This is a genomic window from Azospirillum sp. TSO5, from assembly GCF_003116065.1.
GTDB lineage: Bacteria > Pseudomonadota > Alphaproteobacteria > Azospirillales > Azospirillaceae > Azospirillum.
Window position 1 is genome coordinate 179,442 of sequence record NZ_LGQY01000039.1, and the last position, 26,441, is coordinate 205,882.

23 protein-coding genes are annotated in these 26,441 nt (G+C 68.6%); 10 read left to right on the forward strand and 13 right to left on the reverse strand.

Annotated features, from left to right (window positions below):
* Positions 1-126: 126 nt before the first annotated feature.
* Positions 127-780, forward strand: a complete 654-nt coding sequence (locus TSO5_RS12240) for a response regulator transcription factor (RefSeq protein WP_109151850.1) — start codon at positions 127-129, stop codon at positions 778-780.
* An 81-nt stretch (positions 781-861) separates the two neighbouring features.
* Here TSO5_RS12240 and TSO5_RS12245 read toward each other — a convergent pair whose 3' ends face one another.
* From TSO5_RS12245 to mutY, 6 genes are all read right to left on the reverse strand, one after another.
* Positions 862-1,296, reverse strand: coding sequence for a CBS domain-containing protein (locus TSO5_RS12245; protein ID WP_109151851.1), 435 nt, complete (start codon positions 1,294-1,296; stop codon positions 862-864).
* 152 nt (positions 1,297-1,448) lie between these two features.
* The gene (locus TSO5_RS12250; RefSeq protein ID WP_247870722.1) at positions 1,449-2,156 is read right to left on the reverse strand and encodes an OmpW family outer membrane protein; all 708 of its coding nucleotides are present in this window, start codon (positions 2,154-2,156) and stop codon (positions 1,449-1,451) included.
* A 156-nt stretch (positions 2,157-2,312) separates the two neighbouring features.
* Complete coding sequence (locus TSO5_RS12255; RefSeq protein ID WP_247870723.1) at positions 2,313-2,813, reverse strand: hypothetical protein; 501 nt, start codon at positions 2,811-2,813, stop codon at positions 2,313-2,315.
* A 43-nt stretch (positions 2,814-2,856) separates the two neighbouring features.
* On the reverse strand, positions 2,857-3,996 hold the full coding sequence (locus TSO5_RS12260) for an FAD-dependent oxidoreductase (RefSeq protein ID WP_109151853.1): 1,140 nt from the start codon (positions 3,994-3,996) through the stop codon (positions 2,857-2,859).
* A gap of 31 nt (positions 3,997-4,027) precedes the next feature.
* Positions 4,028-4,759, reverse strand: a complete 732-nt coding sequence (locus TSO5_RS12265; protein ID WP_109151854.1) for a DUF1194 domain-containing protein — start codon at positions 4,757-4,759, stop codon at positions 4,028-4,030.
* A 33-nt stretch (positions 4,760-4,792) separates the two neighbouring features.
* Positions 4,793-5,851, reverse strand: a complete 1,059-nt coding sequence (gene mutY / locus TSO5_RS12270) for an A/G-specific adenine glycosylase (protein WP_109151855.1) — start codon at positions 5,849-5,851, stop codon at positions 4,793-4,795.
* Between the two features lie 160 nt (positions 5,852-6,011).
* Between mutY and TSO5_RS12275 the strand changes: the two genes are divergently transcribed.
* The 3 genes from TSO5_RS12275 (at position 6,012) to smc (ending at position 10,859) form a co-directional block, all read left to right on the forward strand.
* Positions 6,012-6,485 carry a DciA family protein gene (locus tag TSO5_RS12275; RefSeq protein WP_109151856.1) on the forward strand — a complete coding sequence of 158 codons (474 nt, stop codon included), beginning with the start codon at positions 6,012-6,014 and terminating at the stop codon, positions 6,483-6,485.
* Positions 6,486-6,551: 66 nt separating this feature from the next.
* On the forward strand, positions 6,552-7,211 hold the full coding sequence (locus TSO5_RS12280; RefSeq protein ID WP_109151857.1) for a DsbA family protein: 660 nt from the start codon (positions 6,552-6,554) through the stop codon (positions 7,209-7,211).
* A 186-nt stretch (positions 7,212-7,397) separates the two neighbouring features.
* Entirely contained in the window at positions 7,398-10,859 is a 3,462-nt protein-coding gene (gene smc / locus TSO5_RS12285) for a chromosome segregation protein SMC (RefSeq protein ID WP_109151858.1), read from the forward strand.
* Positions 10,860-10,910: 51 nt separating this feature from the next.
* On the opposite strand, the gene TSO5_RS12290 is transcribed toward smc, so the two are convergent.
* The 4 genes from TSO5_RS12290 to TSO5_RS12305 all read right to left on the reverse strand — a co-directional run bounded on the left by TSO5_RS12290 (position 10,911) and on the right by TSO5_RS12305 (position 14,857).
* On the reverse strand, positions 10,911-11,378 hold the full coding sequence (locus TSO5_RS12290; protein ID WP_109151859.1) for a preQ0 transporter: 468 nt from the start codon (positions 11,376-11,378) through the stop codon (positions 10,911-10,913).
* A gap of 358 nt (positions 11,379-11,736) precedes the next feature.
* Positions 11,737-13,338, reverse strand: coding sequence for a citramalate synthase (gene cimA / locus TSO5_RS12295; protein WP_109151860.1), 1,602 nt, complete (start codon positions 13,336-13,338; stop codon positions 11,737-11,739).
* A gap of 174 nt (positions 13,339-13,512) precedes the next feature.
* Positions 13,513-14,400, reverse strand: a complete 888-nt coding sequence (locus tag TSO5_RS12300; protein WP_109151861.1) for an NAD(P)-dependent oxidoreductase — start codon at positions 14,398-14,400, stop codon at positions 13,513-13,515.
* A gap of 31 nt (positions 14,401-14,431) precedes the next feature.
* Positions 14,432-14,857, reverse strand: a complete 426-nt coding sequence (locus TSO5_RS12305; RefSeq protein ID WP_109151862.1) for a tellurite resistance TerB family protein — start codon at positions 14,855-14,857, stop codon at positions 14,432-14,434.
* Between the two features lie 140 nt (positions 14,858-14,997).
* On the opposite strand from TSO5_RS12305, the gene TSO5_RS12310 reads away from it, so the two are divergent.
* Entirely contained in the window at positions 14,998-15,945 is a 948-nt protein-coding gene (locus tag TSO5_RS12310; RefSeq protein WP_109151902.1) for an AEC family transporter, read from the forward strand.
* Positions 15,946-16,026: 81 nt separating this feature from the next.
* The gene (locus TSO5_RS12315; RefSeq protein WP_109151863.1) at positions 16,027-16,323 is read left to right on the forward strand and encodes a hypothetical protein; all 297 of its coding nucleotides are present in this window, start codon (positions 16,027-16,029) and stop codon (positions 16,321-16,323) included.
* Between the two features lie 10 nt (positions 16,324-16,333).
* Here TSO5_RS12315 and TSO5_RS12320 read toward each other — a convergent pair whose 3' ends face one another.
* Positions 16,334-19,099 carry an ATP-dependent DNA helicase gene (locus tag TSO5_RS12320; RefSeq protein ID WP_109151864.1) on the reverse strand — a complete coding sequence of 922 codons (2,766 nt, stop codon included), beginning with the start codon at positions 19,097-19,099 and terminating at the stop codon, positions 16,334-16,336.
* 111 nt (positions 19,100-19,210) lie between these two features.
* Here TSO5_RS12320 and mtgA point away from each other — a divergent pair, with 111 nt between their 5' ends.
* The 3 genes from mtgA to TSO5_RS12335 all read left to right on the forward strand — a co-directional run bounded on the left by mtgA (position 19,211) and on the right by TSO5_RS12335 (position 22,162).
* Positions 19,211-19,885, forward strand: coding sequence for a monofunctional biosynthetic peptidoglycan transglycosylase (gene mtgA / locus TSO5_RS12325; protein WP_109151865.1), 675 nt, complete (start codon positions 19,211-19,213; stop codon positions 19,883-19,885).
* 88 nt (positions 19,886-19,973) lie between these two features.
* Positions 19,974-20,498 (forward strand): flagellar basal body-associated FliL family protein, encoded by a 525-nt coding sequence (locus TSO5_RS12330; protein WP_109151866.1) that lies wholly within the window; start codon positions 19,974-19,976, stop codon positions 20,496-20,498.
* 293 nt (positions 20,499-20,791) lie between these two features.
* Positions 20,792-22,162: a DEAD/DEAH box helicase gene (locus TSO5_RS12335; RefSeq protein ID WP_109151867.1), complete on the forward strand. Its 1,371-nt coding sequence runs from the start codon at positions 20,792-20,794 to the stop codon at positions 22,160-22,162.
* 69 nt (positions 22,163-22,231) lie between these two features.
* On the opposite strand, the gene TSO5_RS12340 is transcribed toward TSO5_RS12335, so the two are convergent.
* Positions 22,232-23,266, reverse strand: a complete 1,035-nt coding sequence (locus TSO5_RS12340; protein ID WP_109151868.1) for a hypothetical protein — start codon at positions 23,264-23,266, stop codon at positions 22,232-22,234.
* Between the two features lie 54 nt (positions 23,267-23,320).
* Positions 23,321-24,601 carry an FAD-binding oxidoreductase gene (locus TSO5_RS12345; RefSeq protein ID WP_109151869.1) on the reverse strand — a complete coding sequence of 427 codons (1,281 nt, stop codon included), beginning with the start codon at positions 24,599-24,601 and terminating at the stop codon, positions 23,321-23,323.
* A gap of 168 nt (positions 24,602-24,769) precedes the next feature.
* Between TSO5_RS12345 and TSO5_RS12350 the strand changes: the two genes are divergently transcribed.
* A complete protein-coding gene (locus TSO5_RS12350; protein WP_109151870.1) occupies positions 24,770-26,113 on the forward strand; it encodes a glutamine synthetase family protein in 1,344 nt (447 codons plus the stop codon).
* Positions 26,114-26,441 lie beyond the last annotated feature (328 nt).

A 26,441-nucleotide genomic window follows, 5' to 3' on the forward strand; every position in this document is an offset into this window, starting at 1 on the left:
ACGTTCGGCCGGTGCCTGCTATATCCTTTGGATTTTAGGGAATATGCGGGTGGCGACAGCCCCCTCCTTTTCTCAAGCCCTTGGGGCGTCTTTCGGAGGGGCAGGCATGGTTCGGGAGTTTGAGCGATGAAGATCCTGATCGGTGATGATCACGTCCTGTTCCGGGAAGGTCTTCGCCGTCTGCTTGAGCAGCTTCGCGATAATGCTACCTTTGCGGAGGCCAGCAATTTCGACGAGCTTCTGGATATGGCGGCGTCGAAGGATGAGGCCTATGACCTTGTCCTGACGGACCTGCGCATGCCCGGCTGGCCCGGCTTCTCTGGCATCGGCATGCTGCGCGAGCGGCAGCCGAACGCCAAGGTCGTGGTCGTGTCGGCGTCGGAGGCACAGGCAGACGTGCGGGAGGCGCTGGAGAACGGCGCCGCCGGCTATATCCCGAAATCGTCCAGCGTGAAGATCATGCTGAGCGCGCTCGACCTGATCTTCTCCGGCGGCGTCTATGTGCCGGCGACGGTTCTGCGCGAGGGGATCGAGCCCGACCACCGCGGTGCCGGTGGCGTGATCCCGCCGACCGATCCGCAGCTGGAACAGCTTCTGACCCAGCGTCAGCGCGAGGTGCTGGACCGCCTGCGCGAAGGCAAGTCGAACAAGCAGATCGCCCATGAACTGGGCCTGTCCGAAGGGACGGTGAAGATCCACATGACGGCGATCTTCAAGTCGCTGGGCGTTCGCAACCGCACCCAGGCGGCGATGGCCTTCCCGCAGTCGCATTCGGCCTGACCCCACTCTTCCCGAGCAAAATGAAACGACCCGCCGGAGCGCTCCGGCGGGTCGTTTCGCGTTTCAGGCGGTGTGGACGCCTCACCCCATGCCGGCGACATAGCCCCGTAGCGACTCGACCTCCAGCTCGGCATCGTCGATGCGGGCCTTCACCACGTCGCCGATGCTGATCACGCCGATGACCCGGCCGGACTCGACGATCGGCACATGGCGGATGCGCCGCTGGGTCATCACCGCCATCATGTCGGCGACGGTGTCGGTGGGGGTGCCGGTGATCAGCTCCCGCGTCATCAGGTCGGCCGCCGGCCGGTCCAGCGCGCCGGCACCGTCGCGGGCGACGGCCCGCACCACGTCGCGTTCCGACAGGATGCCGACCGGTTGCCCGTCTTCATCGATCACCAGCACGGCGCCGATCCGGTGTTCGGTCAGCAGGCGGGTGACGGCGGCAACGCTGTCTTCCGGCGCGGCGGAGACGATCCGGTTGCCCTTGCGCTTCAATACGGCTGCAACATGCATGGCGGTACGGCCTCCCTTCCGTTGATCCCCGTAGGGGAATCATGGGGATAACCGTACAATCTGCAAGACTGATGGTAAAAAGAAAAAGACGGCCTCCCCCGTATGGGGAAGGCCGTCCTTCCGATGTCCAGAACTGGTTCCGGAAACCGGTCTTAGAAGCGGTAGCCGACGCCGACGCCGACCAGCCACGGGTCCAGCGTGACCTTCGAGGTGACCGGCAGGACGACGTTGCCCAGGCGGGCATTGGCAGTCACGTCGGTCTTCAGGAAGATCTTCTTGACGTCGAAGTTCAGCGACCAGTTGCCGGTCAGGGCGACGTCGACACCGGCCTGAAGGGCCCAGCCGAAGCGGTTCTTGTAGTTGGTGTCGGTGATGCGCAGGCCGGCCGCGTTCGGGTTCTCGGCCGCGTCCTCATTGTAGAACAGGGTGTAGTTGACGCCGGCGCCGACATACGGGCTGATACGCTCCTTCGGCATGAAGTGGTACTGCACGGTCAGGGTCGGCGGCAGCAGCGACACCTTGCCGATTTCCGTGACGCCGCCGGCGCCGGCGATCAGGTTGCCCTTCACGCGGTGACGGCTGGTGCCGGCGATCAGCTCGGCGGCGATGTTGTCGGTGAAGAAGTAGGTGAAGTCGACTTCGGGGATGTAGTCGTTGCCGACCTTGGCCGACCCGATGTCACCGAGAGCCGAGTTGTTGATCGTGCCCTTTTCCTGCGGCAGCACGGCCAGGCCGCGCGCACGGACGACGATGTCGCCGGCCGACTTGCCCTTGAAGTCCTGAGCGAGCGACGGGGAAGCGATGGCGACGAGGGCCGAGGTCGCCAGCAGGGCGGCGGCGGCGCGCGACAGGATGGTCATGGGGTCTGCTCCAGGCAATGCGTTGTTGCTGTTCTGTGGCATCAGCCGATGGAGCTATTACCAGACACCGTGTAAGGGTACTAGGGGGGCTGCAACCCTTCCTCTCCTTCTGCAGCAGCTATGCAACAGTGACGAGTTGTCGCATGGACAAGGAAATCAAGGGCTTGGTTTGATTGTCCGCTGCGGGATCAGCGCCATGCAGTTCTGAACGATGGCATAGCATTGACCAAGTCGCGCGGAGCCGCCGCTGGCGCCGCCATATACGACGCGCTCGACCACACCGTTTCTCAAACTGAAAGTTGCTTCACAGTCGAAGCTGTTGACTTCATAACCATATGACGGCCAGCCATAGCCGTAACCGTAGTGGGGCCATCCCCAGCCGCCATAATAGCCGAGGGGCGGCGCGCTGGGGTAGGAGACGATGCGGGAGCTGCGGTAGGTGAAAAACTCCCGGTTGTCGATGGTCGCCTGCCGTTCCGGCACCCCGGCGCAGGACAGCAGCGTCGCCTTGGACATGCCGATCAGCGCGGTCTGCGCCACCAGCGCCTCGTCCGCCGCAGGGTTGGCGCAGCCGCCAAGCACCCCGGCGGCGGTCAGCGCCGCGACGCCGAGCGCCCTCCGTGCCACAGGTCCCTTCGCCACCAGACGCACAGACATCGCACGCCTCCTCAGCCCTGATTCCGGGCTACCATAGCCTGCCTTATCGGGCCCTTGCCGGCGACAGGTCCGACTCGGCTACTCCCAATGCCCGTACATCCTCCGGCAGGCCGCGGCCGGTGGCCAGTCCCGCCGCCACCCGGCCCATGGCCGGCGCGGTCTGGATGCCGTAGCCGCCCTGGGCCGCCAGCCAGAAGAAGCCCTCCGCATCCGGCGCGAAACCCACCACCGGCACCTTGTCGGCGACGAAACTGCGCAAGCCCGCCCACCGGTGGGCCAATCTGCGAACGGAGAAGCGCGAGGCCTGCTCCAGCCGGTCCACCGTCACGGCGACGTCGATGTCCTCGGGCTGCACGTCGCAGGGCTCGATCGGCGTCTGGTCGGCGGGGGAGGCCAGCAGCCGGCCGGCATCCGGCTTCACATAGAAGGTCTCGGCCACGTCGGACACCATCGGCCAGCCATCCAGCCCGGTCTTGTCGGCCGGATTCTCGAACACCGGATCGAAGGTGATGGCGGTGCGCCGCTTCGGTACCAGCCCGACGGTGGCGACTCCGGCCAGCTTCGCCAACTCGTCCGCCCAGGCGCCGGCGGCATTCACCACCACCGGCGCGGCAAAGCTGCCGGCGCTGGTTTCCGCCACCCACAGCCCATCCTGCCGGGTGAGCGTCCGCACCTCCGCATCGGTCACCACCCGGCCGCCGCGCGCCTTCAGCCCGCGCAAGTAACCCTGGTGCAGGGCATGCACGTCGATGTCGCGGGCGTCCGGCTCCCAGACGCCGCCAGCGACATAGTCCGGGCGCAGGAAGGGGGCGCGGGCCAAAACCTGCTCGCGGTCATAGCGTTCAACCGACGGGGTGAGCCGCCGGCCCTGCTCGAATTCGGTATCCAGCCGGTCGATCTCATGCTCGCGACCGATGATGAGAACGCCGCGCGGCGTCAGCAGGTCGTGCTCGGCGAAGCCGGCGGGCGGGTTGGTGTAGAAGTCCCAACTCGCCACCGTCAGGGCGCGGATCGGCGCCGGGCCGTAGGTCTGGGTGTAGAGCGCCGCCGATCGGCCCGTCGAGTGATAGCCGGGCTGCGACTCGCGTTCCAGCACCAGCACCCGGCCCTGTGCGGCCAGCTCATAGGCGGCGGATGCCCCGGCGATGCCGGCCCCGACCACCAGAAAATTGACGCGCTCCACTCGTCCCGCTCCTCAAATCGTTATCGGCCGCCTATCGCGTGGCGACGCTTAGGCTTGGCATTTGATCCGGCAGGGCCACCATTTCAAGGATCAGCTTCTGCCGCAGGGCGGCGACGAAGCTGTCCCTGTCCATGGCGCTCTTCACGAAGCTGCCCGGCCCGCCGATCACGCTCTCGTCGAAATACTCCTCCAGCCAGGGGAATTCGTCGAGGATGGCGAGGCCGTTGACGATGATTCCGCGCTTCGTCACCCGGTCGCGGGCGTCGGCCGGATCGATCCCGCTGTTGGAAAAGCCGTTGGAAACCAGATCGATCACCTGCCGCGGCGCCTTGCCGCCGTGGTCGAACAGCTTCGCCGCCTCGATGATCGCGCTGCCGATGGCGGTCGAGTCGCCCTGGAAGCCGCGGGGCAGGGCGTCGATCCGGTCGGCGAAGCGCCCGGCATCCTCCGGCTTGTCCAGCGCTGTCCAGGGGATCAGCACCCGCAGGCTGTTCGGCCCCGAATAGGCGGTCAGCGTCACCCGCGTCCCGGCCGAAGCCAACGCATCGGCCACCGCGGGATCGCGGAAGGCGGCGGCATGGCCTTGCAACTGGAACTCCAGATCGCCGGTGGTGATGGAGGCGGAGCCGTCGAGCGCCAGCACCAGCGCCACCCCCGCCTTCTTCTCCGGTGTTTTCTCCGGCGTTTTCTGGGGCGGCGCGGCCAGCACCTCGCCGCACAGCGCCAGCAGGACGAACAGGACGGCGACCACGGCACGCAGCATTCTTATCGGCACTCCATCCTACGCGAGCCCTTCTCACACGTTGGAAAGGGCGTGGCGCACCACCTTCACCATCACCGACGGCAGGGCATGGTCGCCCAGCCGGTCCACCGGCACCCAGGTTCCGTCGGCCTGCCGCCAGTCGGTCCCGGCCTGCGCCGCGACCACCTCAAGCTCCAGGTGAAAATGGGTGAATGTATGGCGGACCAGACCGGGCAGCCGGCGCCAGCGCGCGGGCAGGGGCTGCTGCGCCGCCACCGCGGCCTCGCCGGGCAGTTCCGGTCCCCAGGATGTCGAGGGCACCTCCGCCATGCCGCCCAGCAGCCCTTCCTCTGCCCGGCGGCGCAGCAGGACGGCGCCGTCGGGGTTCAGCAGCCAATAGGCGACGCCGCGCCGGGTCGGCTTCTCCGCCTTGGCCGCCTTGCGCGGCAGGCTTTCGGCGATGCCGGCGGCGCGCGCCTCGCAATACTCCGCCCACGGGCACAGCATGCATTTCGGCTTGCGCGGGGTGCAGATGGTGGCGCCGAGGTCCATCATCGCCTGGGCATAGTCGCCGGGACGGAACTCCGGCGTCAGGGTAGCGGCCAGCCGGCGTAAGCTCGGCTTGGCATTGGGAAGCGGTTCCTCCACCGCGAAGATGCGGGCGATCACCCGCTCCACATTGCCGTCGACCACGGTGGCCTTGCGGCCGAAGGCGATGGCGGTGATGGCGGCTGCGGTGTAGGCGCCGATGCCCGGCAGTTCCAGCAGCGCCGCCTCGTTGTCCGGGAAACGACCGCCATGCTCGTCCGCCACCACGCGGGCGCATTTGTGCAGGTTGCGCGCCCGCGCGTAGTAGCCGAGCCCGGCCCAGGCCACCAGCAGATCGTCCAGCGGCGCATCCGCCAGATCGCGCACGGTCGGCCAGCGTTCGGTGAAGTTGCGGAAATAGGGGGCTGCGGCAGGGACGGTCGTCTGCTGCAGCATGATCTCCGACAGCCAGACCTTATAGGGATCGGCTATCTCCCCCGGCTTGGCGCGCCAGGGCAGGTCGCGGCGGTGGCGGTCGTACCAGGACAACAGCCGCCGGGCGGCCTCAGTGGAATCTGGAATCATGATGGGAAGAAATAGAGGGTCCGGAGCGTCTGGGGAAGGGAGCCGGCACAGTCTCCGGTCGGAAGCTGGGCATCGGCCCACGCTTGCGCTAGGGTGCCGGCATCCCACATGACCCGGAACCGGTGCCTCAGCCGGTGCCGCACAGGAGTGATTGCAGAGCATGAGCGGACCGCGTCGCATCGGCCAATCCGTTCCGGAGGTCGCCGGCAAGGTGCTGGGCAAGCGCGGGCTTGCCTTCGGCGCGCTGATCACCGACTGGCCGTCCATCGTCGGCCACCAGCTGTCGCTGCGCACCGCCCCCGACAAGCTCAGCTTCCCCCGCGGCAAGCGCGAGGAGGCGACCCTGCACATCCGCGCCATGGGCGCCATCGCGCTGGAACTGCAGCATCTGGAACCGCAGATCATCGAGCGCATCAACAGCTTCTTCGGTTATCGCGCGGTGGCGAAGATCAAGCTGATCCACGCGGCCCTGCCGTCCACGCCGTCGCCGGTGGTGCGTCCGCGCGCCCTGACGATGGACGAGGAGATCGGCATCACCACCACCACCGCGGCCATCGAGGACGAGGAACTGCGCGCCACCCTGGAACGCTTCGGCCGCTCGCTGATGGCGCGGCCGAAACGGGCGGCGCGCTAGCCGGCCTGCTGGACGCGCCGGGGCCTGATTGTCTATACGTCAACATCTGGTAGGAACGAGGGCAAAGTGAACCGCAAAATTTTGGGACGCAGGTACTTCGGGCTGGCCGGCCTTCTGGCCATCGGCTTCACCGCCGCCTTCGGCACCGCCGTGACGGCTCCGTCGGCCGCCCACGCCGCCGCCACCCTGCCGCCGGTGTCGGAGATGATGACCGATCGCGTCATGGGCGACGCCAAGGCGCCGGTGACGATCCTCGACTATTCGTCGATGACCTGCCCGCACTGCGCCCATTTCCACACCGACATCCTGCCGAAGATCAAGGAAGCCTACATCGACACCGGCAAGGTGAAGCTGATCTTCCGCGACTTCCCCTTCGACCAGGCGGCGCTCAGCGCCAGCATGCTGGCCCACTGCGCGCCTGCCGAGCGCTACTATCCGTTGACCGACGTGCTGTTCAAGAGCCAGTCGACCTGGAGCCGCGCCGCCGATCCGACCAAGGCGCTGGCCCAGTACGGCAAGCTGGCCGGCATGAGCCAGGAGACCATCGACGCCTGCTTCGCCAACAAGGAACTGGCCGACGCCATCCTGAACAGCCGCCTGACCGGCCAGAACCAGTATAAGGTCGAGGCCACCCCGACCTTCATCCTCAATGACGGCAAGGCCCGCATCGAAGGCGCCCAGTCGTTCGAGGAGTTCTCCAAGGCGATCGACAAGCTGTTGAAGTAAGCGCCGGCAGCATTCAAAGCCATATTGCCCCCTCCCTAACCCTCCCCCGCTGACGCGGGAGAGGGGACTGCCGCCACTTCGCATAAGGCACCCTCTCCCGCGAAGCGGGGGAGGGTCGGGGAGGGGGCAACAGTTCTCCAACGCCCGCACCTCCTCAAAGCCCAGTACACCAAAGGTTCTTCCCCAGTGCAGTTCACGCGTCTCCGCCTGTCGGGTTTCAAGTCTTTCGTCGATGCCACGGATCTGGTCATCGAACCCGGCATGACCGGCATCGTCGGTCCCAACGGCTGCGGCAAGTCCAATCTGGTGGAGGCGCTGCGCTGGGTAATGGGCGAGACGTCGGCCAAGCGCATGCGCGGCGACGACATGGACGACGTCATCTTCGGCGGCACCTCCAGCCGGCCTGCCCGCAATCTGGGCGAGGTGACGCTGGCGGTCGACAACCGGTCGCGCACGGCGCCGGCAGGTTTCAACGAGCATGACGAGCTGGAGATCACCCGCCGGATCGAGCGCGGCTCCGGCTCCGACTACCGCATCAACGGCAAGCTGGTGCGGGCGCGCGACGTCCAACTGCTGTTCGCCGACAATGCGTCGGGCGCCAGCTCCCCGGCGCTGGTCAGCCAGGGCAAGGTGGCGCAGATCATCTCGGCCAAGCCGCAGGACCGCCGCGCCCTGCTGGAAGAGGCGGCCGGCATCACCGGCCTGCACTCCCGCCGGCACGAGGCCGAATTGCGGCTGAAGGCGGCGGAGACCAACCTGACCCGCCTTGATGACGTCATCGGGGCGATGGACACCCAGTTGCAGAGCCTGAAGAAGCAGGCGCGGCAGGCCGCCCGCTATCGCAACTTGTCCGACCAGATCCGCAAGGCGGAGGCCGTGCTGTGGCACCTGCGCTGGCTCGCCGCGCAGGAGGAGCGCGCCCGCGCCCATGCCGCCTTCGCGACCGCCGAGGCCGAGGTGCGCGACCGCATGCTGGCCGTCAACCAGTTGACCGCCCGCCGGACGGAGGCTGCCGCCGGCCTGCCCGAGAAGCGCCAGGACGAGGCGCGCGCGGCTGCCGCCCTGCAACGGCTGGTAATCGCCCGCGAACAGCTGGATGCCGAGGAAAAGCGCGTCGCCGACCAGCAACGAACGCTGGAGGCGCGGCTGCGCCAGATCGCCGGAGACCTTGGCCGCGAGGAGGCGCTGGCTGCCGACGCCGGCGAGGCGCTGGCCCGGCTGGTGGCCGAACGCGACCGCCTGATCGCGGCGCAGGCCGATGAGGAAATGCTGGAGGAAGCCGCCGGCGAGGCTCTGGCCGAGGCGCGCGAGCAGGTCGATGCGCTCGACCGTGAACTGACCCGCCTGACCGAAGCCGTCGCCACCGACGAGGCCCGCCGCGCCGCCACCCAGCGGCAGGCCGCCGAACTGGAAACCCGCGCCGCCGGTCTCGCCAAGCGGCTGGCCGAGCAGCAGGCCCAGCGCGCCGCTTTGGAAGCCGAAATCGCCGCCCGTGCCGACCTGTCGGAGGCTGAACTGGCGGTCGAACTGGCCGAACAGCGGCTGGAGCAGTCCCGCGACGCCGCCGAGGCCGCCGAACAGGCGAAGGTGGAGGCCGAACCGGCGCAGTCCCGCGCCCGCGAGGCGCTGTCCGCCGCGGAGTCCGCCTGCGCCAAGCTGCGCGCGGAGGAGCGGGCGCTGGCCGAACTGCTGGAGGCTGGGGCCGGCGGACAGTTTCCGCCGCTGGTCGATGCGGTGACGGTGTCGCCCGGCTATGAGGGGGCACTCGCCGCCGCGCTTGGCGATGCGCTGACCGCTCCGCTGGACATGGCGGCGCCGGTGCATTGGCGCATGCTGCCCGCTTACGAGTCCGTGGCGCCGCTGTCCTCCGGGGCCGAGCCGCTGTCGAACCATGTGCAGGGGCCGCCGGCCGCCGCCCGCGCGCTCGCCCATATCGGCGTGGTCGCCGATGCCGGAACGGGGGTGGCGCTGGCCGCGACGCTGGCGCCGGGACAGGTGCTGGTCAGCCGCGACGGCGGGGCATGGCGCTGGGACGGGCTGACCGTGCAGGCCGGCGCCCCGACCGCCGCCGCCATCCGATTGAAGCAGCGCAATCGGTTGGCCGAACTGCGCGGCGAACTGGAGCTTGCCGAGGAACAGGTCGAGTTGGCCCGCGAGGCGCTCGACGTCGCCAAGCTGGCGGTGGAGGCGGCTGCCCAGGCCGACCGCCGCGCCCGCGACGCCGTTCGCGAGGGCTTCGCCGCGCTGAACGCTGCCCGCGACCGCCATGCCAAGCTGGCGCGCGAGGCAGACGCCGCATCCTCCCGCCTCGCCGCCTTGGTGGAGGCGGTGGAGCGACTCGCCGCTGACGAGCGCGAGGCCGCGGCCCGCCGGGACGAGGCGCTGGAACTGCTGGACTCGCTGCCCGACCCGCGCGAAGGACGGGAGCGGGTGAACGACCAGCGCGCCGCCTTGGCCGAACGCCGTGCGGTTCTGGCCGAGCGGCAGAACGCGCTGGACCGCCTGACCCGCGAAGCGCAGGCGCGGCGCCAGCGTCTGGCTGCCATCCAGTCTGAAACCGCCTCCTGGGATACCCGCTCGGCCGGGGCCGGCGGTCGCGTCGCCGAACTGCGCCAGCGCTCGCATGAGGCGGAGGGCGAGATCGCCGCGCTGTCCGGCCGCCCGGTCGCGATCGCGGCGGAACGCCAGGAGCTTCTCGACCGGATCGCCATGGCCGAGCGCGATCGCAAGCGTGCCGCCGACGCCCTGGCGGAGGCCGAAGCCCGGCTGGCCGGGACCGAACAGGCCCTGCACGAGGCCGAAGCGGCATTGGCCGATGGCCGCGAAGCCCGTGCCCGTGCCGAAGCCGCCGTTTCGGCCGCCCAGCAGCAGGAACGCACCCTGACGGAGCGCATCGCCGAACGGCTGGACTGCCGGCCGGAGGACACCCGCGCCGCCGCCGACCTCGACCCTGCCGAACCGATGCCCGATGCGGCGGCGGTGGAGTCGCGGCTCGACAAGCTGACCCGCGAGCGCGAGAACATGGGGCCGGTCAACCTGCGCGCCGAGATCGAGGCGGAGGAGCTGGAAGCCCAGATCACCGGCCTGCATGGCGAACGCGAGGATTTGACCGCCGCCATCGCCCGCCTGCGCCAGGGCATCTCCAGTCTGAACCGCGAGGCGCGCGAGCGTCTGATCGCCAGCTTCGACGTGGTGAACCGCGACTTCCAGGAGCTGTTCACCCGCCTGTTCGGCGGCGGCAAGGCCTATCTGGAGTTGGTCAACGCCGAGGATCCGCTGAATGCCGGCCTTGAGATCTACGCCAGCCCGCCGGGCAAGAAGCTGCAGGTTCTCTCATTGCTGTCGGGCGGCGAGCAGGCGCTGACGGCGCTGTCGCTGCTGTTCGCCGTCTTCCGGTCGAACCCGGCACCGATCTGCGTGCTGGACGAGGTTGACGCCCCGCTGGACGAGGCGAATGTCGGCCGCTTCTGCGATCTGGTCGAGGACATCGCCAAGCAGGGCGACACCCGCTTCCTCATCATCACCCACCACCGCCTCACCATGGCGCGGGTGGACCGCCTGTTCGGCGTGACGATGGTGGAGCGCGGGGTGTCGCAGCTGGTCAGTGTGGATCTCAGCCGCGCCAAGGAATTGCGCGGGGTGGCGTGAGACGCCCCGCCCCCTCCCGCCATGGAACGCGGAAGGGGGCGAGGGGGGTGGTTACGCCGTGACCGGCATCCGCCCGTCCCGCGTGCGCATCAGCAGCCAGACCACCGAAACGCCCAGCAGCTTCGACGCGAAGCTGGCGGCCCAGACTGTGGGGTCCCAGACGTCCAGCATGCCGAAGAAGATGGCAGTATCCACCGGCACCGACAGGGCGGCGCTGATCCACAGCCGGTCGCGCAGGGGGCGGCGGGTGATGGTGAAGACCGCCCAGTCGATCATCTCCGACACGGCGAAGGCGACGACGCTGGCGGTGGCGACGAACGGATCGGTCAGCAGATAGGACAGCACGGTGCCGCCCAGCATGGCGGCGAGCGCCCAATGGCCGAAGCGTACCTGCACCATATCGCGCAGGATGAAGATCAGGCCGGCCCAGCAGGACCAGACCAGATCCAGGTGCGGAAACAGGCTGAAGGCGTAGTTGATGGCAAGAATGCTGCCGATATAGGCGGCGAGCCAGAGCATGGCGATGTTCCTCCGAGAGCGGACCCGCGGCAATACGGGCGCTGATGACCGGAGCCGACCCCGCGTGAATGCGAGCGCCCCGAAACCGCTCTAGCTAACAGAACATCGCCATGGTGGGAAGGTGCCGTGTGCCCTGTCGCGAGCCTGTGCCCCCTCCCTAACCCTCCCCCACCTGCGGTGGGAGAGGGAACTGCCGCCGCATTGCAAGCTCACCCTCTACCGCCAAAGCTCTCGCACAAAGCTATGCTTTGTGCTGACGCGACAGGCGGACCGTAGGTCCGCTGAGAGCGGGGGAGGGGAGGGGCCCATGCGCAAGCATGGGAAGGGAGGGGGCCCCCAGCCCTTGCACTTCAGCCCCTTACACCGGCGTCGCGTCGCTCTTCATCAGGGCGTAGGTGTAGCTGTCCACCAGCGCTTCCATCGAGGCCTCAATGATGTTGGTGGACACGCCCAGCGTCGACCATTCGCTGCCGTCGGTGCGGGCGCTGCGGATCAGCACGCGCGGCATGGCGCCGGTGCCGTCCTTCGCCGCCAGGATGCGGACGCGGTAGTCGGACAGGCTGACCTTCGCCAGCGCCGGATAGACCGGCTCCAGCGCCTTGCGCATGGCGACGTCCAGCGCATGGACCGGGCCGTTGCCGTCCGCCACCTCCATCCGCACGGTGTCGCCGACGCGCACGCGCACCACCGCCTCCGACTCCACCACCAGCTTGCCGACGGCGTTGTAGCGGCGCTCGTCGGTGACGTGGAAGCGCAGCAATTCGAAGAAGCGCGGCACCTCGCCCAGTTCGCGCCGGACCAGCAGCTCGAAGCTGGCTTCCGCCGTGTCGTAGGCATAGCCGTCGCTGTCGCGCTGCTTCACCAGATCGAGCAGGCCGGCCAGCCGCTCGTCCTTGGCGTCCACCGCCATGCCGATGTCGCGCAGCCGTACGATCAGGTTGGAGCGGCCGGCCTGATCGGACATGACGATCTGGCGGCGGTTGCCGATGGCCTCCGGCGTCACATGCTCGTAGGAGGACGGGTCCTTCTCCACCGCCGAGACATGCAGCCCGCCCTTGTGGGCGAAGGCGCTGGCGCCGACGTATGGGGCGTGCCGGTTGGGGGCGCGGTTCAGCCGGTCGTCGAAGGCGCGGCTCAGCTGGGTCAGCAGCGGCAGATCCTCGCGCCGGATGCCGGTTTCGTAGCCGAGCTTCAGCATCAGCGTCGGGATCAGCGAGACGAGGTTGGCGTTGCCGCAGCGCTCGCCCAGCCCGTTGATGGTGCCCTGGACCATACGGGCGCCGGCCCGCACCGCCGCCAGCGAGTTGGCGACCGCGTTCTCGGTGTCGTTGTGGCAGTGAATGCCGAGATGGTCGCCCGGGATGCCGTGCGTCTCCACCACCTCGCGGACGATGGCGTCGATTTCGTGCGGCAGGGTGCCGCCGTTGGTGTCGCACAGCACGATCCAGCGCGCCCCGGCGTCAAAGGCCGCCTTGACGCAGGACACCGCATAGGCCGGGTTGCGCTTGTAGCCGTCGAAGAAATGCTCGGCATCGAACAGCGCCTCGCCCTTGGCGGCATGGAGGGCGGCGATGCTGTCGCGGATCAGGTCGAGATTTTCCTCGCGCGGGATGTTCAGCGCGACGTCGACATGGAAATCCCAGGTCTTGCCGACCATGCACACCGCCTTCGCGCGCGACTGGGCCAGCGCCGTCAGCTGCGGGTCGTTGGCGGCGCTGCGGCCGGGGCGGCGGGTCATGCCGAAGGCGGTGAAGGTGGCGCGGGTCAGCTCCGGCGCCTCGGCGAAGAACTGGTCGTCGGTCGGGTTGGCGCCCGGCCAGCCGCCTTCGATGTAATCGATGCCCAGCTGGTCGAGGTCCTTGGCAATCGCAATCTTGTCGGCGACCGAGAAATCCACATCCTGGGTCTGCGCCCCGTCGCGCAGCGTGGTGTCGTAGAGATAGATGCGCTCGCCCGTCATCGCCGCCTGACCTGTAAAGACAAGGGGACCGGCAATGTTTTGCCGCCCTGTGGAAAGCCGGGAGAATGGACGATGCGACGCTTATCCTCAACCGTTTTGACAAGAAACTTGCGGAAAGTGGGCTTTCGCCGCAACGGAAGGGAACGGCGGAGCGATACGCTCCGCCTTCCGGGGTCAGCGCGCGAACAGGCGGTAGAGGGCGGAATGGTCCAGCGCGCCGTCGCCCTGGTCCACCAGCATCTCGAACAGCTCCAGCGACAGGCCGAGCGTCGGCAGGTCGATGCCGGACTGCTGGGCCAGCTCCTCCGCCTGCCGCAGATCCTTGACCTGGGTGGTGACGCGACCGCCGGGGGTGAAATCGCCGCTGACCATGCGGCCGCCATGCAGGTCGAGGATGCGGGATTCGGCGAAGCCGCCGCGAATGGCGTCGCGCACCTTGGCCGGATCGGCGCCGGCCGCCTTGGCAAGCGCCAGAGCCTCCGCCACCGCGCCGATGGTCAGGGCGACGATGACCTGATTGGCGGACTTGGCGATCTGGCCGGCGCCGCTGGCCCCGACATGGGTGATGCGGCGGCCCATCGCCTGCAGCACCGGCAGGGCGCGGGCGAAGGCGGTCTCCGTCCCGCCGGCCATGATGGTCAGGATCGCCCCCTCCGCCGCCACCGTGCCGCCGGAGACGGGCGCGTCGAGCCACTCCGCCCCGGCGGCGGCGACACGCTCCGCCAGCGCGCGGGTGGCGGCGACGGCGGTGGTGCCCATGTCGATCACCAGATGGCCGGGGCGCAGGACCGGCAACAGCGCTTCGGCCACCGTTTCCACCGCGGCGGTGTCGGTCAGCATCAGGACGATGGTCCCGGCCTGTCCGGCAACGGCGGCGGGGCCGGTGGCGGCGATCATGCCTTCCCCCGCCATCTCGGCGACCGGGCCGGGGCTGCGGCTGGTCACCACCAGCTCCGCGCCGGCACGGGCGAGCGCGCGGGCCATCGGCTTGCCCATCAGGCCGAGCCCGATGAAGCCGATGCGCTGGCCGGCGAGGTCGGGGCGGAGGGTCTCTTCGGTCATGTCAAAGCTTTCAGCAAAGAATGGAAGACGGTCACAGGCGCATGTGGCGGGCGCGGGCGCCGCGTTCGATGGCGGCGGCGCACAGCCGGTCGACCCCAAGCCGGTGGCGGATCAGCTCCAGCATCCGCAGTTCCTCCTGCGAGGCCTTGGGATCGGCGGCGGCGATGTCGCAGGCCACCGCATAGGCGGTCTCGCGCAGCTTCGACGGCAGCGCCTGCTCGACGATGGTCAGCACGGTGTCCAGCCCGTCGTTGTCGGACAGCATGGCGGTGCATTCGCGCGTCGCGGCCATCACCTGATCGCCGCTGTAATCCTTGAAGATCGGCAGGTAGCGCACATTCTCGCCGATGGCTTCCAATTCAGGGTCGGTCATGTCGCCGTCGCAGGCGGACACCAGGACCATGATGTAGATGAGCGCGCTGTGGTGGTCGATCATGGCGTCGGTCGGCTTTCTCATGAGGCGGTCTCCCCTGGGGAGTGGTCGCAAGTCGGGTCGGCAATCTCGAACGCCGCCTGCGCGGCGTCAAGGGTGCCATGCCGGAAGTGGAGGGGTCGGCTTCTCGACGCGACGGTTGGCGTTGCCTATTGTCGCGCACCATGAACGTCGTCCTCAATGTCGCATTTCCCGTATTCGCCATCATTCTGGCCGGCTTCCTGTCCGGGAAGTCGAAGCTGCTCGGCGCCGCCTCGTCGGAGGCGCTGAACAAGTTCGTCTATTGGATGGCGCTGCCGCCGGTGCTGTTCCTGGGCACCGCGCGGCGGTCGATCCCGGAAATCTTCAATGGCCCCTTCATCGGCGCCTTCCTGGGGTCGATGCTGATGGTCTATGCGCTGGGCGCGATCATCGGCCGGCTTCTGCGGCGGGAGCGCACGCAAATCCAATGCATGCAGGGGCTGAACTCCGCCTTCTCCAACACCGGCTACATGGGCATTCCGCTGTTCCTGGCCGCCTTCGGCCCGGACCATCTCGCCCCGACCATCCTGGCGACCGTCATCATGAGCGCCATCATGGTCGGCATCGCCGTGATCTGGATGGAGTTCGCCAACAGCCACGGCAGCGGGCTGGGCAAGGCTTTGCGCGACGTCGGCCGGGCGCTGGCGAAGAACCCGCTGATCCTGTCCACCGCCGCCGGCCTCGCCTGGTCGGCGCTGCTGCCCGGCGTAGCGGTGCCGAAGCCGATCGCCACCTTCTGCGAACTGATGGGCTCCCCCGCCGGCCCCTGCGCGCTGTTTGCCATCGGCCTGTTCCTGGCCTCGCAACGGCTGACCGCCGGGCTGGCGGAGGCGGGATGGATCAGCGCGCTGAAGCTGCTGGTCCATCCGGCGCTGGCCTGGGTGCTGACGCAGACCCTGTTCCCGATGGACCCGTTCTGGACCGGCAGCGCCGTGATCCTGGCGGCATTGCCGACCGGCGCCCTCACCTTCGTGGTGGCGAGCCAGTACCAGACCTATGTCGAGCGCACGTCCTCGGCGATCCTGGTGTCGACGGTGTTGAGCGTGGTGACGCTGTCGGCGTTGCTGGCAGTGTATGCGCCTGGGGGGTGAGGGGCGCAGCTTCCCCCATTGCGCGTGGCCGATTTCTTCTGCACGATTTTTCGTATCAGCTATCCAAAGCGGAGAAAAGTCATGCCGTCGAGCCGCGTGCGAGAGTGGGTTCTGTTGAATGACTTTTTTGAGCACAAGGTCCGGCAGGGAAATGACGTATTCGTACCGGACACATCCTATCCCCACATACACATCGGCAAGGGCTTCGTCGTCTTCTCCAGGACTTCGAACGACCATCCGGACCTGATCCGCGGCGACATCGTTTCGACGGCGCGGGCGCAGTCACTGGTCATTGACCTGCAAGGCACTAAAGATCCCCGCAAAGAGCGGTTTGCCGACATTCTTCAGATCTGCCGCTTCATCGCGCACCAGTTCTGAACGGACGCCCTCACCACCCCCGCAGGAACTCCGCCGTCTCCTCCACCGCCTGCTTCAGCCCGACCCGGCGCATCTCCACCCCCTCGGGGAAGGCGCCGGCAAGCCGGCTGGGCATCATTGAGTCGAGCAGGACGAACACGCCCGTGTCGTCGGCGCGGCGGACCAGACGGCCGAAGGCCTGCTTCAGGCGCAGGCGGGTGATCATGTCCTCGTAGCGCCGGCGGCCGAAGGCCTCGCGCCGCGCGCGGTGCAGGATGTCGGGACGCGGCCAGGGCACGCGGTCGAAGACGATCAGGCGAAGTGAGCGGCCCGGCACGTCCACCCCGTCGCGCACCGCGTCGGTGCCGAGCAGGCAGGCGTGCTCCTCGTTGCGGAAGATGTCGATCAGGGTGGAGACGTCGAGCGGATCGACATGCTGGGCATAGAGCGGGATGCCGACCTGATCCAGCGGCTCGGCAATGCGGTCGCGCACGGCGCGCAGGCGGCTGATCGCGGTGAACAGGCCCAACCCGCCGCCGCCTGCCGCCAGGAACAGCGATTTGTAGGCCGCCGACACCTGCCCCAGATCGTCCTTGCGCACGTCGTTGACCACGAAGACGCGGGTGCGGTTCGGATAGTCGAAGGGCGAGGGGACCTGGGCGCGGATCGCCGGGGCTGGCAGGTGGCTGGCGCCGCAGCGGTCCTCCGCCGCGCGCCAGTCCTGGCCGATATCGCCGGTGCCGTCGGTCAGCGTGGCGCTGGTCACCACCAAGCCATGGGCGGGACCGGCCAGAGCCTCGGCGAAGGGAACGGTCGGGTCGACCCAGTGGCGGTACAGCCCGACATCGACGTCGCGGCCGTCGATCCGCTCCACCGCGAACCAGTCGACGAAGTGGGAGGGCGTTTCGGTCGGCAAGGTGCGCAGCATGGCACGCCACGCCTCCACCGTCAGGGTGCCGCGGCGGTGCAGGCTGCGCGACAGCGCGTCGATGCGGCGGCGCTGGTCGGAGTCGAGTTCGGCGCTCTCGTCTTCAAGCCGCTGCGCCAGCCGGCGGGCCAGCGCCTCCACCGGTTCCGACAGGCGGACCAGCGCCTGCTCCAGCTCCGCCGCGGCCTCCAGCAGCCCATCCACCGGATAGGCCTTGTCGGCCTCCAGGCTGTAGGGACCGCCTTGGCCGGCGGTGCGGGCATAGACCTGCTGGCGGGCGAGCAGAAGGAAACGCTCGGTCGGCCCCTGCGGGTTGTCGGCGGCCAGACGCGCCGACCAGCCGTCGCCGGGCAGCACGCGGGCGCCCATCAGGATGTCGTCGAGATGGCGCAGCGCCTCCTCATCGCCGGCGACGATGTCCTCCAGCCGGCGCTTCAGGCCGCGGGCGCGGCTGCGCCCGGTTTCCTCGGCACCGAGCAGCCAGCGCCGCAGTTCCTGAGTCTCGCGGCAGGTCAGATGGCCGGCGAAGGCGCTGTCGGCGGCGTCGAAGACATGGTGCCCCTCGTCGAAGACATAGCGGCTGGGAAGCGTCGGCTCCTCGCCGCCGCCAAGCGCCGCCTGCACCATCACCAGCGCGTGGTTGGCGATGACGATGTCGGCGCGCCGCGCCCGGCGCACGCTCTTCTCGATGTAGCAGCGGGCGTAATGGTCGCAGGCGGAATAGATGCACTCGCCGCGGCGGTCGGCCATCCCCATGGTCGGGCCGCGCCCGGCGATGTCGACCAGCCAACCGGGAAAGTCGCCGCCGGTCATGTCGCCGTCGCGCGTCGCCGCCGCCCAGCGCGCCATCAGCCCGACGCCGATGGCGTTGTGCGGTTGGAAGGGCATGGCGCGCACCGCCTCTTCCAAATTCAGCAAGCAAAGATAATTCTCGCGCCCCTTGCGCAGAACCACCTTGCGCGCCTTGGTCGCCGGATCGGCATAGAGCCGGTCCAACTCCGCGTCGATCTGGTGCTGGAGGTTGCGGGTGTAGGTGGAGATCCACACCGTCCCGCCATTCTTCTCCGCCCACACCGTGGCCGGGGCCAGATAGCCCAGCGTCTTGCCGACGCCGGTTCCGGCCTCCGCCAGCACGACATTCGGGGTGTCGGGCAACTGGCGCGGGGCGAAGGCGGCGGACACCGCGCTGGAGTAATCGGCCTGCTGCGGCCGCGGCTCCGCCACCTTGCCCAGCACATTGGCCGACAGCATGGCGGCGAGGCGGCGGCGCGCCTCTTCCGGATCGACCGGGTTTTGGGCAGGCGGCGGCGGGGGTGCGCCTTCCTCCCACTCCTTGATACGGGTCCAGACGCGCAGGCCGGAGCGGGCGGCACCCTTCTCCGGTCCGTCGGGCTTGCCCAGCGCCGCCAGCACGGCCGGCGCCCAGGGCCATCCGGCACGCCCCATCTCCCAGGCGAAGGCGACGGGGTCGGAGGACTCCTCCCGCCCGGCCGCACCCAGGTCGCCCAGCAAGCGGCGCACGGCGCGCTGCAGGGCCAGCGCCTCCGCCTCGTGGCCGTCGGGGGTGGGCAGGTCGAGCGCCTCGGCGATGCCGCGCGGGGTTGGGACGCAGAAGCGGGCGGGGTGGACGAAGGCGAACAGTTCCAGCACGTCGAAGGCCGGGAAGCCGTCGATCCCCAGCCGGCGGGCGAAGGCGCGGGCATGGCAGACCAGCGGCGGCTGGCGGCGTACCTTCGACGCGGCGGCGGCCAGCGACAGCTCCTCCACCTCGCCGTCGAGCGTCAGCGACACGACGCGGCGCGCGCCGGCGACCATGGCGGGCGCGTCGTCAAGGCTGTGGAGCGGGGTGGGGTCGGCGGTCAGGTCCATCGGCGGCACTATATGGCGGCGGCATGCCGCAAAGCGAGTGCCGGATGTTGACGGCCCGCCGCTTCACCCCCATTGAGGGAAGTCCGGGGAGCCAAGCGGAGACGGGACCTTATGCGGAAACTGCTGCGCTGGGCGCTGATCGGGGCGGCGGGGCTGATGGCCTTCACCATTCTATGGGCGGTGCTCTACCGGATCGTGCCACCGCCGGCCACGCCGCTGATGCTGATCCGGGCGCTGGGCGGCTCCGGCCTGTCGCGCGACTGGGAGCCGCTGGAACGCATCTCGCCGGCCCTGGCAGAGGCGGTGATCGCGTCGGAGGACACCGGCTTCTGCGGCCATGGCGGCTTCGACTGGGCGGCCATCGAGGACGCCTTCGAGGACAATGAAGAGGGCAAGCGCCTGCGCGGCGGCAGCACGATCAGCCAGCAGACCGCCAAGAACGCCTTTCTCTGGCCCGACCGCAGCTGGACCCGAAAGGGGGCGGAGACTTGGTTCACCCTGCTGATCGAAAGCCTGTGGAGCAAGCGCCGCATCCTGGAGGTCTATCTGAACATCGTGGAGTGGGACGACGGCGTCTATGGTGCCGAAGCTGCGGCGCGGCATCATTTCCACAAATCCGCGGCGGCGCTGACCCGGCGCGAGGCGGCGCTGCTGGCCGTGGTGCTGCCCAACCCGCGCAACTGGTCGCCGTCCCGCCCCGGCCCCTATGTCGCCCGCCGGGCGGGAGTGATCGAGCGGCGGATGGCGGTGGTGCGGCGCGACGGGCTGGCGGACTGCGTGAGGTGAGGGGCGTCGGGCAGCCACCCTCCACCGAATCTTAACCCCCACCGCACTACGCTTCTTGATGCCCCCGCCGCTCCGGAGGAGGCCGACCATGGCCACGCGTCGCACGCTGCACGGAACGCCGTACCCGACCCCGCCTCCCGACCCGTTGCGCGAGGAGTTGGTGCCGCACCATGCCCCGCAGCCGGAAGCGGCCCATCCCACCCGCCTGCTGATCATCGTCCTGATCTCGCTGCTGACCCTGGCCGGGCTGGCCTATGGCGGCGGCATCGCGGTGGACCGCATGCTCGAACAGCGGCGGATCGAGGCGCGGATGGGGCCGAAACCGCATCTTGCGCAGCTGCCGGCGATGGAACTGCCGCTGGGCGGGTCGCGGGCGGTGGAGATGCAGGTCTCGCTGGTGCTGGCGCCGAAGGTGACCGCCGACCGGGTGCTGCGCTACCAGGACCGCATCGCCGACCGCCTGTTCCAGACCGTCGGCCAAACCGACAGCGAAATCCTGACCGGCCCCGGCTCGGCCGCCTTCCTGAAGGCGCGTATCAGGGACGCCGTCAACCGCGAGGCGGGGACCGGCCTGATCCGCGACATCTACATCGAACGCATGGTCGTCAAGTGACGCACGCGGGGCTCGTTCGGCGATCCCCCTTGTCTTGTGCGGCGCAATAGCCTATGTAGGGCGTCTTGATCGCTGGAGGCTCGCGCGTCTCTTGAGCGAGACGCGCTGTGATTGCGCAACGGCAGCTCCTTCGGGGGCAAACGTCCCAGGGTTCTAGGGACGCTCTGGCCGCTGCATCGGATAGACGCCTCTCCCTCTATCGACCTCCTCCCGGCGAGTCCGCCGGTATGTCCCACGCCCGCCATCGGGGCGCGCGGGGCCGTGCCGTGTTGCTTTGAGAAGGTTGTTACGACTTGACGTTTTCCGAACTCGGCCTGCACCCGCTCGTCCTGAAGGCCCTCGAGGCGTTCGAATACACCGTTCCCACCCCGGTCCAGCTCGCCGCCATTCCGCCGGCGCTCCAGGGCCGCGACATCCTCGCCACCGCCGAGACCGGCACCGGCAAGACCGCCGCCTTCATGCTGCCGGCGCTGACCCGCACCGCCGAGCTGCCGCTGAACGGCGCCGCCACCCCGCGCGTGCTGGTTCTGGCTCCGACCCGCGAGCTGGCCAAGCAGGTCACCGACGCCGCCCGCAAGTACGCGAAGTTCATGAAGCTGAACATCGTGGACGTGGTCGGCGGCATGCCCTACCGCGAGCAGCTGCGCCTGCTGTCGCGCCCGGTCGACGTTCTCGTCGCCACCCCGGGCCGCCTGCTGGACCATGTCGCCCGCCGCCGCATCGCGCTGGACGAGGTCGAGGTGCTGATCCTCGACGAGGCCGACCGCATGCTGGACATGGGCTTCCTCGACGATGTCGAGACCATCGCCAAGTGCTGCCCGCCGACGCGCCAGACCCTGCTGTTCACCGCCACGCTGGACCGCCGCATGGCGCATCTGGCCGGCAACCTGCTGCGCAACCCGGAGCGCGTGGCCGTCGAGAGCCAGGCGACCGCGATCAACGTGGAACAGCGTCTGCACCATGCCGACGATCTGGACCACAAGCGCCGCCTGCTGCAGCATTTCGCCGCCCAGGAAGAGGTTGGCAAGGCGATCATCTTCGCCGCCACCAAGCGTGATGCCGACACGCTGGCCGAGGAGCTGAGCGCCGCCGGCCATGCCGCCGCCGCCCTTCACGGCGACATGGACCAGACCAAGCGCAACCGCACGCTCCAGCGCCTGCGGTCCGGCCAGGTCCGCCTGCTGGTCGCCACCGACGTCGCCGCCCGCGGCATCGACGTGCGCGACATCACCCACGTCATCAACTTCGACCTGCCGCGTTCGGCGGAGGACTATGTCCACCGCATCGGCCGCACCGGCCGCGCCGGCGCCTCGGGCGTTGCGATCTCCTTCGCCGCCCGCGCCGACCGCGAGACGCTGGTCCGCATCGAGCGCTACACGAAGGCGACGCTCGAGGTGCATGTGGTGCCCGGCCTGGAGCCGACGCGCCCCTTCACCACCGGTGGTGCCGGCCGTCCGGCCGGTCGCAACGGCCGTCCGGCTGGCGGCGCCGGCAAGCCGTGGCACCGCAACGGCGAGTCCAAGGGTCCGCACGCCCCGCGCGGCCCGCGTCCGGACTATGGCCGCAACGACAACCACCGCGGCGACGCCCGTCCGGACCATGGCCATGCCCGTCGTGAAGCCCACGGCAACGGCAAGCCGGCGGCCCGTGCCAAGAGCTGGTAAAAGATAGCTGGTAAGTCTTGTTCTTGAAGTGACGGAGGGGGCGTCGCCGGCTGGCGGCGCCCCTTTTGTTTATCCGCCCCGCTTCCACACCGTCGTTTCGATGTAGCGGCTCGCCAGGAACCGGTAGGTCTGCTTTTGCAAGGCCTCCACCTTCGGCGAGCGTTCCATCGTGATCTCGTCCCAGCCATGCAGCAGGTCTTCCCACTCCAGCAGCTTGGCGCGCAGATCGTCGCGGATCTTGCGGATGAACTGGATGGTGGGGTGGAAGTTGCGCAATGCGCCGACGATGTCGCCGGTCTGGGCGTCGGCCTGATCGAAGATCATGTCGTATTCGCGCACCGGCTTGCGGATCAGCCCTTGCATGCGGTTCAACTCGCTGCAGAAGGTGCGGTCGGTGCGATAGATGGTGGCCAGCTTCGCCATCGCCTGTTCGATGCGGCGGATGTGCCTGAAGCGGTCGCGCAGCGCCTCGATGTAGGACAGTTCCTGCGCCAGATCGTCGATGCGGTCGGTCAGATACTGCTCGGCGTTGGTGGTCAGCTTCAGCCGCTCGGCGATCTTGGCGAAGGCCGCCTTCATCTTCTCGTGTGTCTGCGGATCATCCAACAGCTGTTCCAGTTGCGACTGGTCGGAAACGATGATCTCGTTTCCGGTGAAGGAGGAGACGATCTGCATGGTCAGCCGCCCTTTGGCGGTGATGCGGTGCCTGTCCTCCACCGACCAGGAGGCCCGGCCGTCCAGCAGTTCGCCCGGAATTTCCTCGCCCGGCCGGATCTGCTTCACGAAGGCCAGCCCCTGTTCGATGATCTCCAGCAGGCGGGCGTCATGGCTGCCCTCCTCGATCTGGAAGGATTCCATCAGGGTGGGAAAGGCGAGCGCCGCCTTCAGGTCGCCCAGCAGGATGTTCAGCACCGCTTCCTTGCTGTTCGGCTCCTGGCAGAAGAAGGCGCCGGGCAGGCTGAAGACCTTGTGCTGAAAATCGAAATGCGTGTCCCGCATCGGCTGGACCAGAACATTCTCCTGCGCGGCCTTTTCGGCGATGCCGGAGTCCGGGGCGCCGTCCGGGGAGGGGGTGGTCTCGTCGCTGCTGGGGGTATCGGTCATGGGCGGGGAGGGGACTCAAGGCCGGAGGAGGGGGCTGTCGATTGCTTGCGCAGCCTACAGCAGATCGCGCAGACGGAACCACATCATTGCGAGGACCAGCGCCGGCGTGCGGAATCGTCTCCCGCCGGGGAACGGCATGTGCGGGATGCGGGCGAACACGTCGAAGCGCCCGGCGGTGCCGCTCACTGTCTCCGCCATCAGCCGCCCGGCCATGCCGGCCAGCGCCACGCCATGGCCGGAATAGCCGTGGGCGTACAGCGTCGTCGGCGACAGCCGGCCCAGATGCGGCATGCGGTTCATGGTGATGGCGACCCGCCCGCCCCAGAAATACTCGACACGGGCGTCCTTCAGCTCCGGATAGATCGCCAGCATCTTCAGCCGCATCGCCTGCTTCAGCCCCGGCGCGTCCACCCCCGAATAGCTGACGCCGCCGCCGAACAGCAGCCGGTGGTCGGCGGAGCGGCGGAAGTAATCGAGCGAGAACTTCATATCCGACACCGCGATGTTCGTCGGCAGCAGCGCGGCGGCCCGCTCCGCCCCCAGCGGCTCGGTGGCGATCATATAGGTGGCGACCGGCATGATGGTGCGGTCCAGCGCCGGGGCCAGCCCGCCGAGATAGGCGTTGCCGGCCAGGATCAGGTGCTTCGCCGTCACCCGGCCGCGTTCGGTGCGGACCCAGGGCGCGGCGCCGCTGTCCATGGCGAGGGCGCGGCTTTTCTCGAAGATGCGCACCCCGGCGGCATCGGCGGCGCGGGCGAGGCCGAGGGCGTAGTTCAGCGGGTGCAGATGGCCGCTGCCTTCGTCCAGCAGGCCGCCGATATAGGCCTCGCTGCCGACATGGGCGCGGATGCCGGCGCGGTCGAGCCGCTGCACCCGGTCATAGCCGTAGTCGTCGCGCATTTCCCGCTCCAGCGCCGCCACGTCCTGCATGTGGCGCGGCTTCAGCGCGGCATAGGCGAAGCCCCAGGTCAGATCGCAGGCGATGGCGTGACGTTCCACCCGCTCGGCCAGCTGGGCCTTGGCCTCCTCGCCGAACTCCCACAGGCGGCGGGCATCCTCCTTGCCGATCCAGCCCTCGATGGCCGCCATCGGCTTGTTGTAGCCGGTGATGATCTGCCCGCCGTTGCGGCCCGACGCCCCCCAGCCGCAACGCTCCGCCTCCAGCAGGACGACGTCGAAGCCGCGCTCCGCCAGTTCCAGCGCCGCGGTCAGACCGGTGTAGCCGCCGCCGACGATGCAGACGTCGCAGGCGACCTCCCCCTCCAGGGTCGGGCGGTCGACACGGGGCGCGGCGGAGGCCGCGTACCAGCTGTTCAGGTATGAGGCTTTCGGCATGGCGGCAGTTAAGTCCCAGCCGATGGGGGAGGTCAACGGAAAGGCGGATGTTTCACCAAAGCATCATGCGGAACCCTCTGGCGCGTCCCGCCGGAACGGCGTCATAGTGTCGCTGTCGTTCACAGCACGGAGGGGGCTGCCCATCGCCCGGAGCGGTCCGCCATACCCATGGGTTTTATGGAAGACTTCATCAAGAAGAACCGCATTACCGAAGTCGAATGCCTTGTGCCCGACATGTCGGGCATTGCGCGGGGAAAGATCGTCCCTGCCGAGAAGTTCCTCCGCATCCTGCGCGACCGCGGCCTGCGCCTGCCCGAGGCGATCTTCGTCCAGACCGTGACCGGTGAGTTCCCCGAGGACGAGGACATCACCTCGGACGAGAATTCCGACATCTACATGATCCCGGACGAACGCACGATCCGCTTCGTTCCCTGGTACAACGAGCCGACGGCCCAGGTCATCACCGACTGCGTCTATGCCGACGGCAAGCCGGTCGACGTCTCGCCCCGCCATGTCCTGAAGCGCGTGCTGTCGCTGTACGAGGAGCGCGGCTGGAAGCCGCTGGTGGCGCCGGAGCTGGAATTCTTCCTGGTCCAGGTCAACAAGGATCCCGACTATCCGCTGGTGCCGCCGGTCGGGCGCAACGGCCGGATGGAAAGCGGGCGGCAGGCCTTCGGCATCGACGCCGTCAACGAATTCGATCCGATCTTCGAGGCGGTCTATGATTTCTGCGAGAAGCAGGACATCGACATCGACACGCTGACCCACGAGGCCGGCGCCGCCCAGATCGAGATCAACTTCAACCACGGCGACGCCCTGGAACTGGCCGACCAGGCTTTCCTGTTCAAGCGCACGGCGCGCGAGGCGGCGATGCGCCACCATATCTACGCCACCTTCATGGCCAAGCCGATGCAGGGCGAACCCGGCAGCGCCATGCACATCCACCAGTCGGTGGTGGACGCCGACAGCGGCCGCAACCTGTTCGCCAATCCCGACGGCACCGACAGCGCCCTGTTCATGTCGCACATCGCCGGCCTGCAGAAATACCTGCCCTACGCGATGCCGCTGCTGGCGCCCAACGTCAACAGCTACCGCCGGCTGGTTCCCAACTCCGATGCGCCGATCAACGTGCATTGGGGCCGCGACAACCGCACCACCGGCCTGCGCGTTCCCGTCTCCCAGCCCGACGCCCGCCGGGTGGAGAACCGGGTGGCCGGCGCCGACGCCAACCCCTATCTCGCCATCGCCGCGTCGCTGGCCTGCGGCTATATCGGCATGATCCAGGGGCTGGAGCCGAACGACCCGATCAAGGGCTCCGCCTACCGCCTCGCCTTCACCCTGCCGCGCCACCAGTCGGAGGCGCTGACCAAGTTCAACGCCTGCAAGCCGCTGAAGGAAATCCTCGGCGAGCGCTTCATCGACGCCGTCGCCTGCGTCAAGGAGGCGGAGTACGAGGCCTACAACCGCGTCATCAGCTCGTGGGAACGGGAAAACCTGCTGCTGAACGTCTGAAATCTTAAGCTGACGAACGAAGGGGCGGCCCGCGGAGACATCCGTCGGCCGCCCTTTGACGTGTTTGGTTCCCTGTTCCTGCGCGGGATCCGGCAGTCCGGCACCTGCCCGGCGCTTAGCGGATCGCGCCGGCCGGCACCCCGTTCGTGCGCCGATCCGCCACGGAATTTCGCAAGTTCGGCCAGGAAGACCGGCCGTGTGCTGGCAATGGCCGCCTGTCCTACTCCGACCGGTCCGCAGCCCCACCCCGATCGATCGCCGGGCGCCGTTCCATGCCACGACCGCGCTGATCGGCCGTGTCGGCACAGCCGTGAATTTCAAAGCTGGC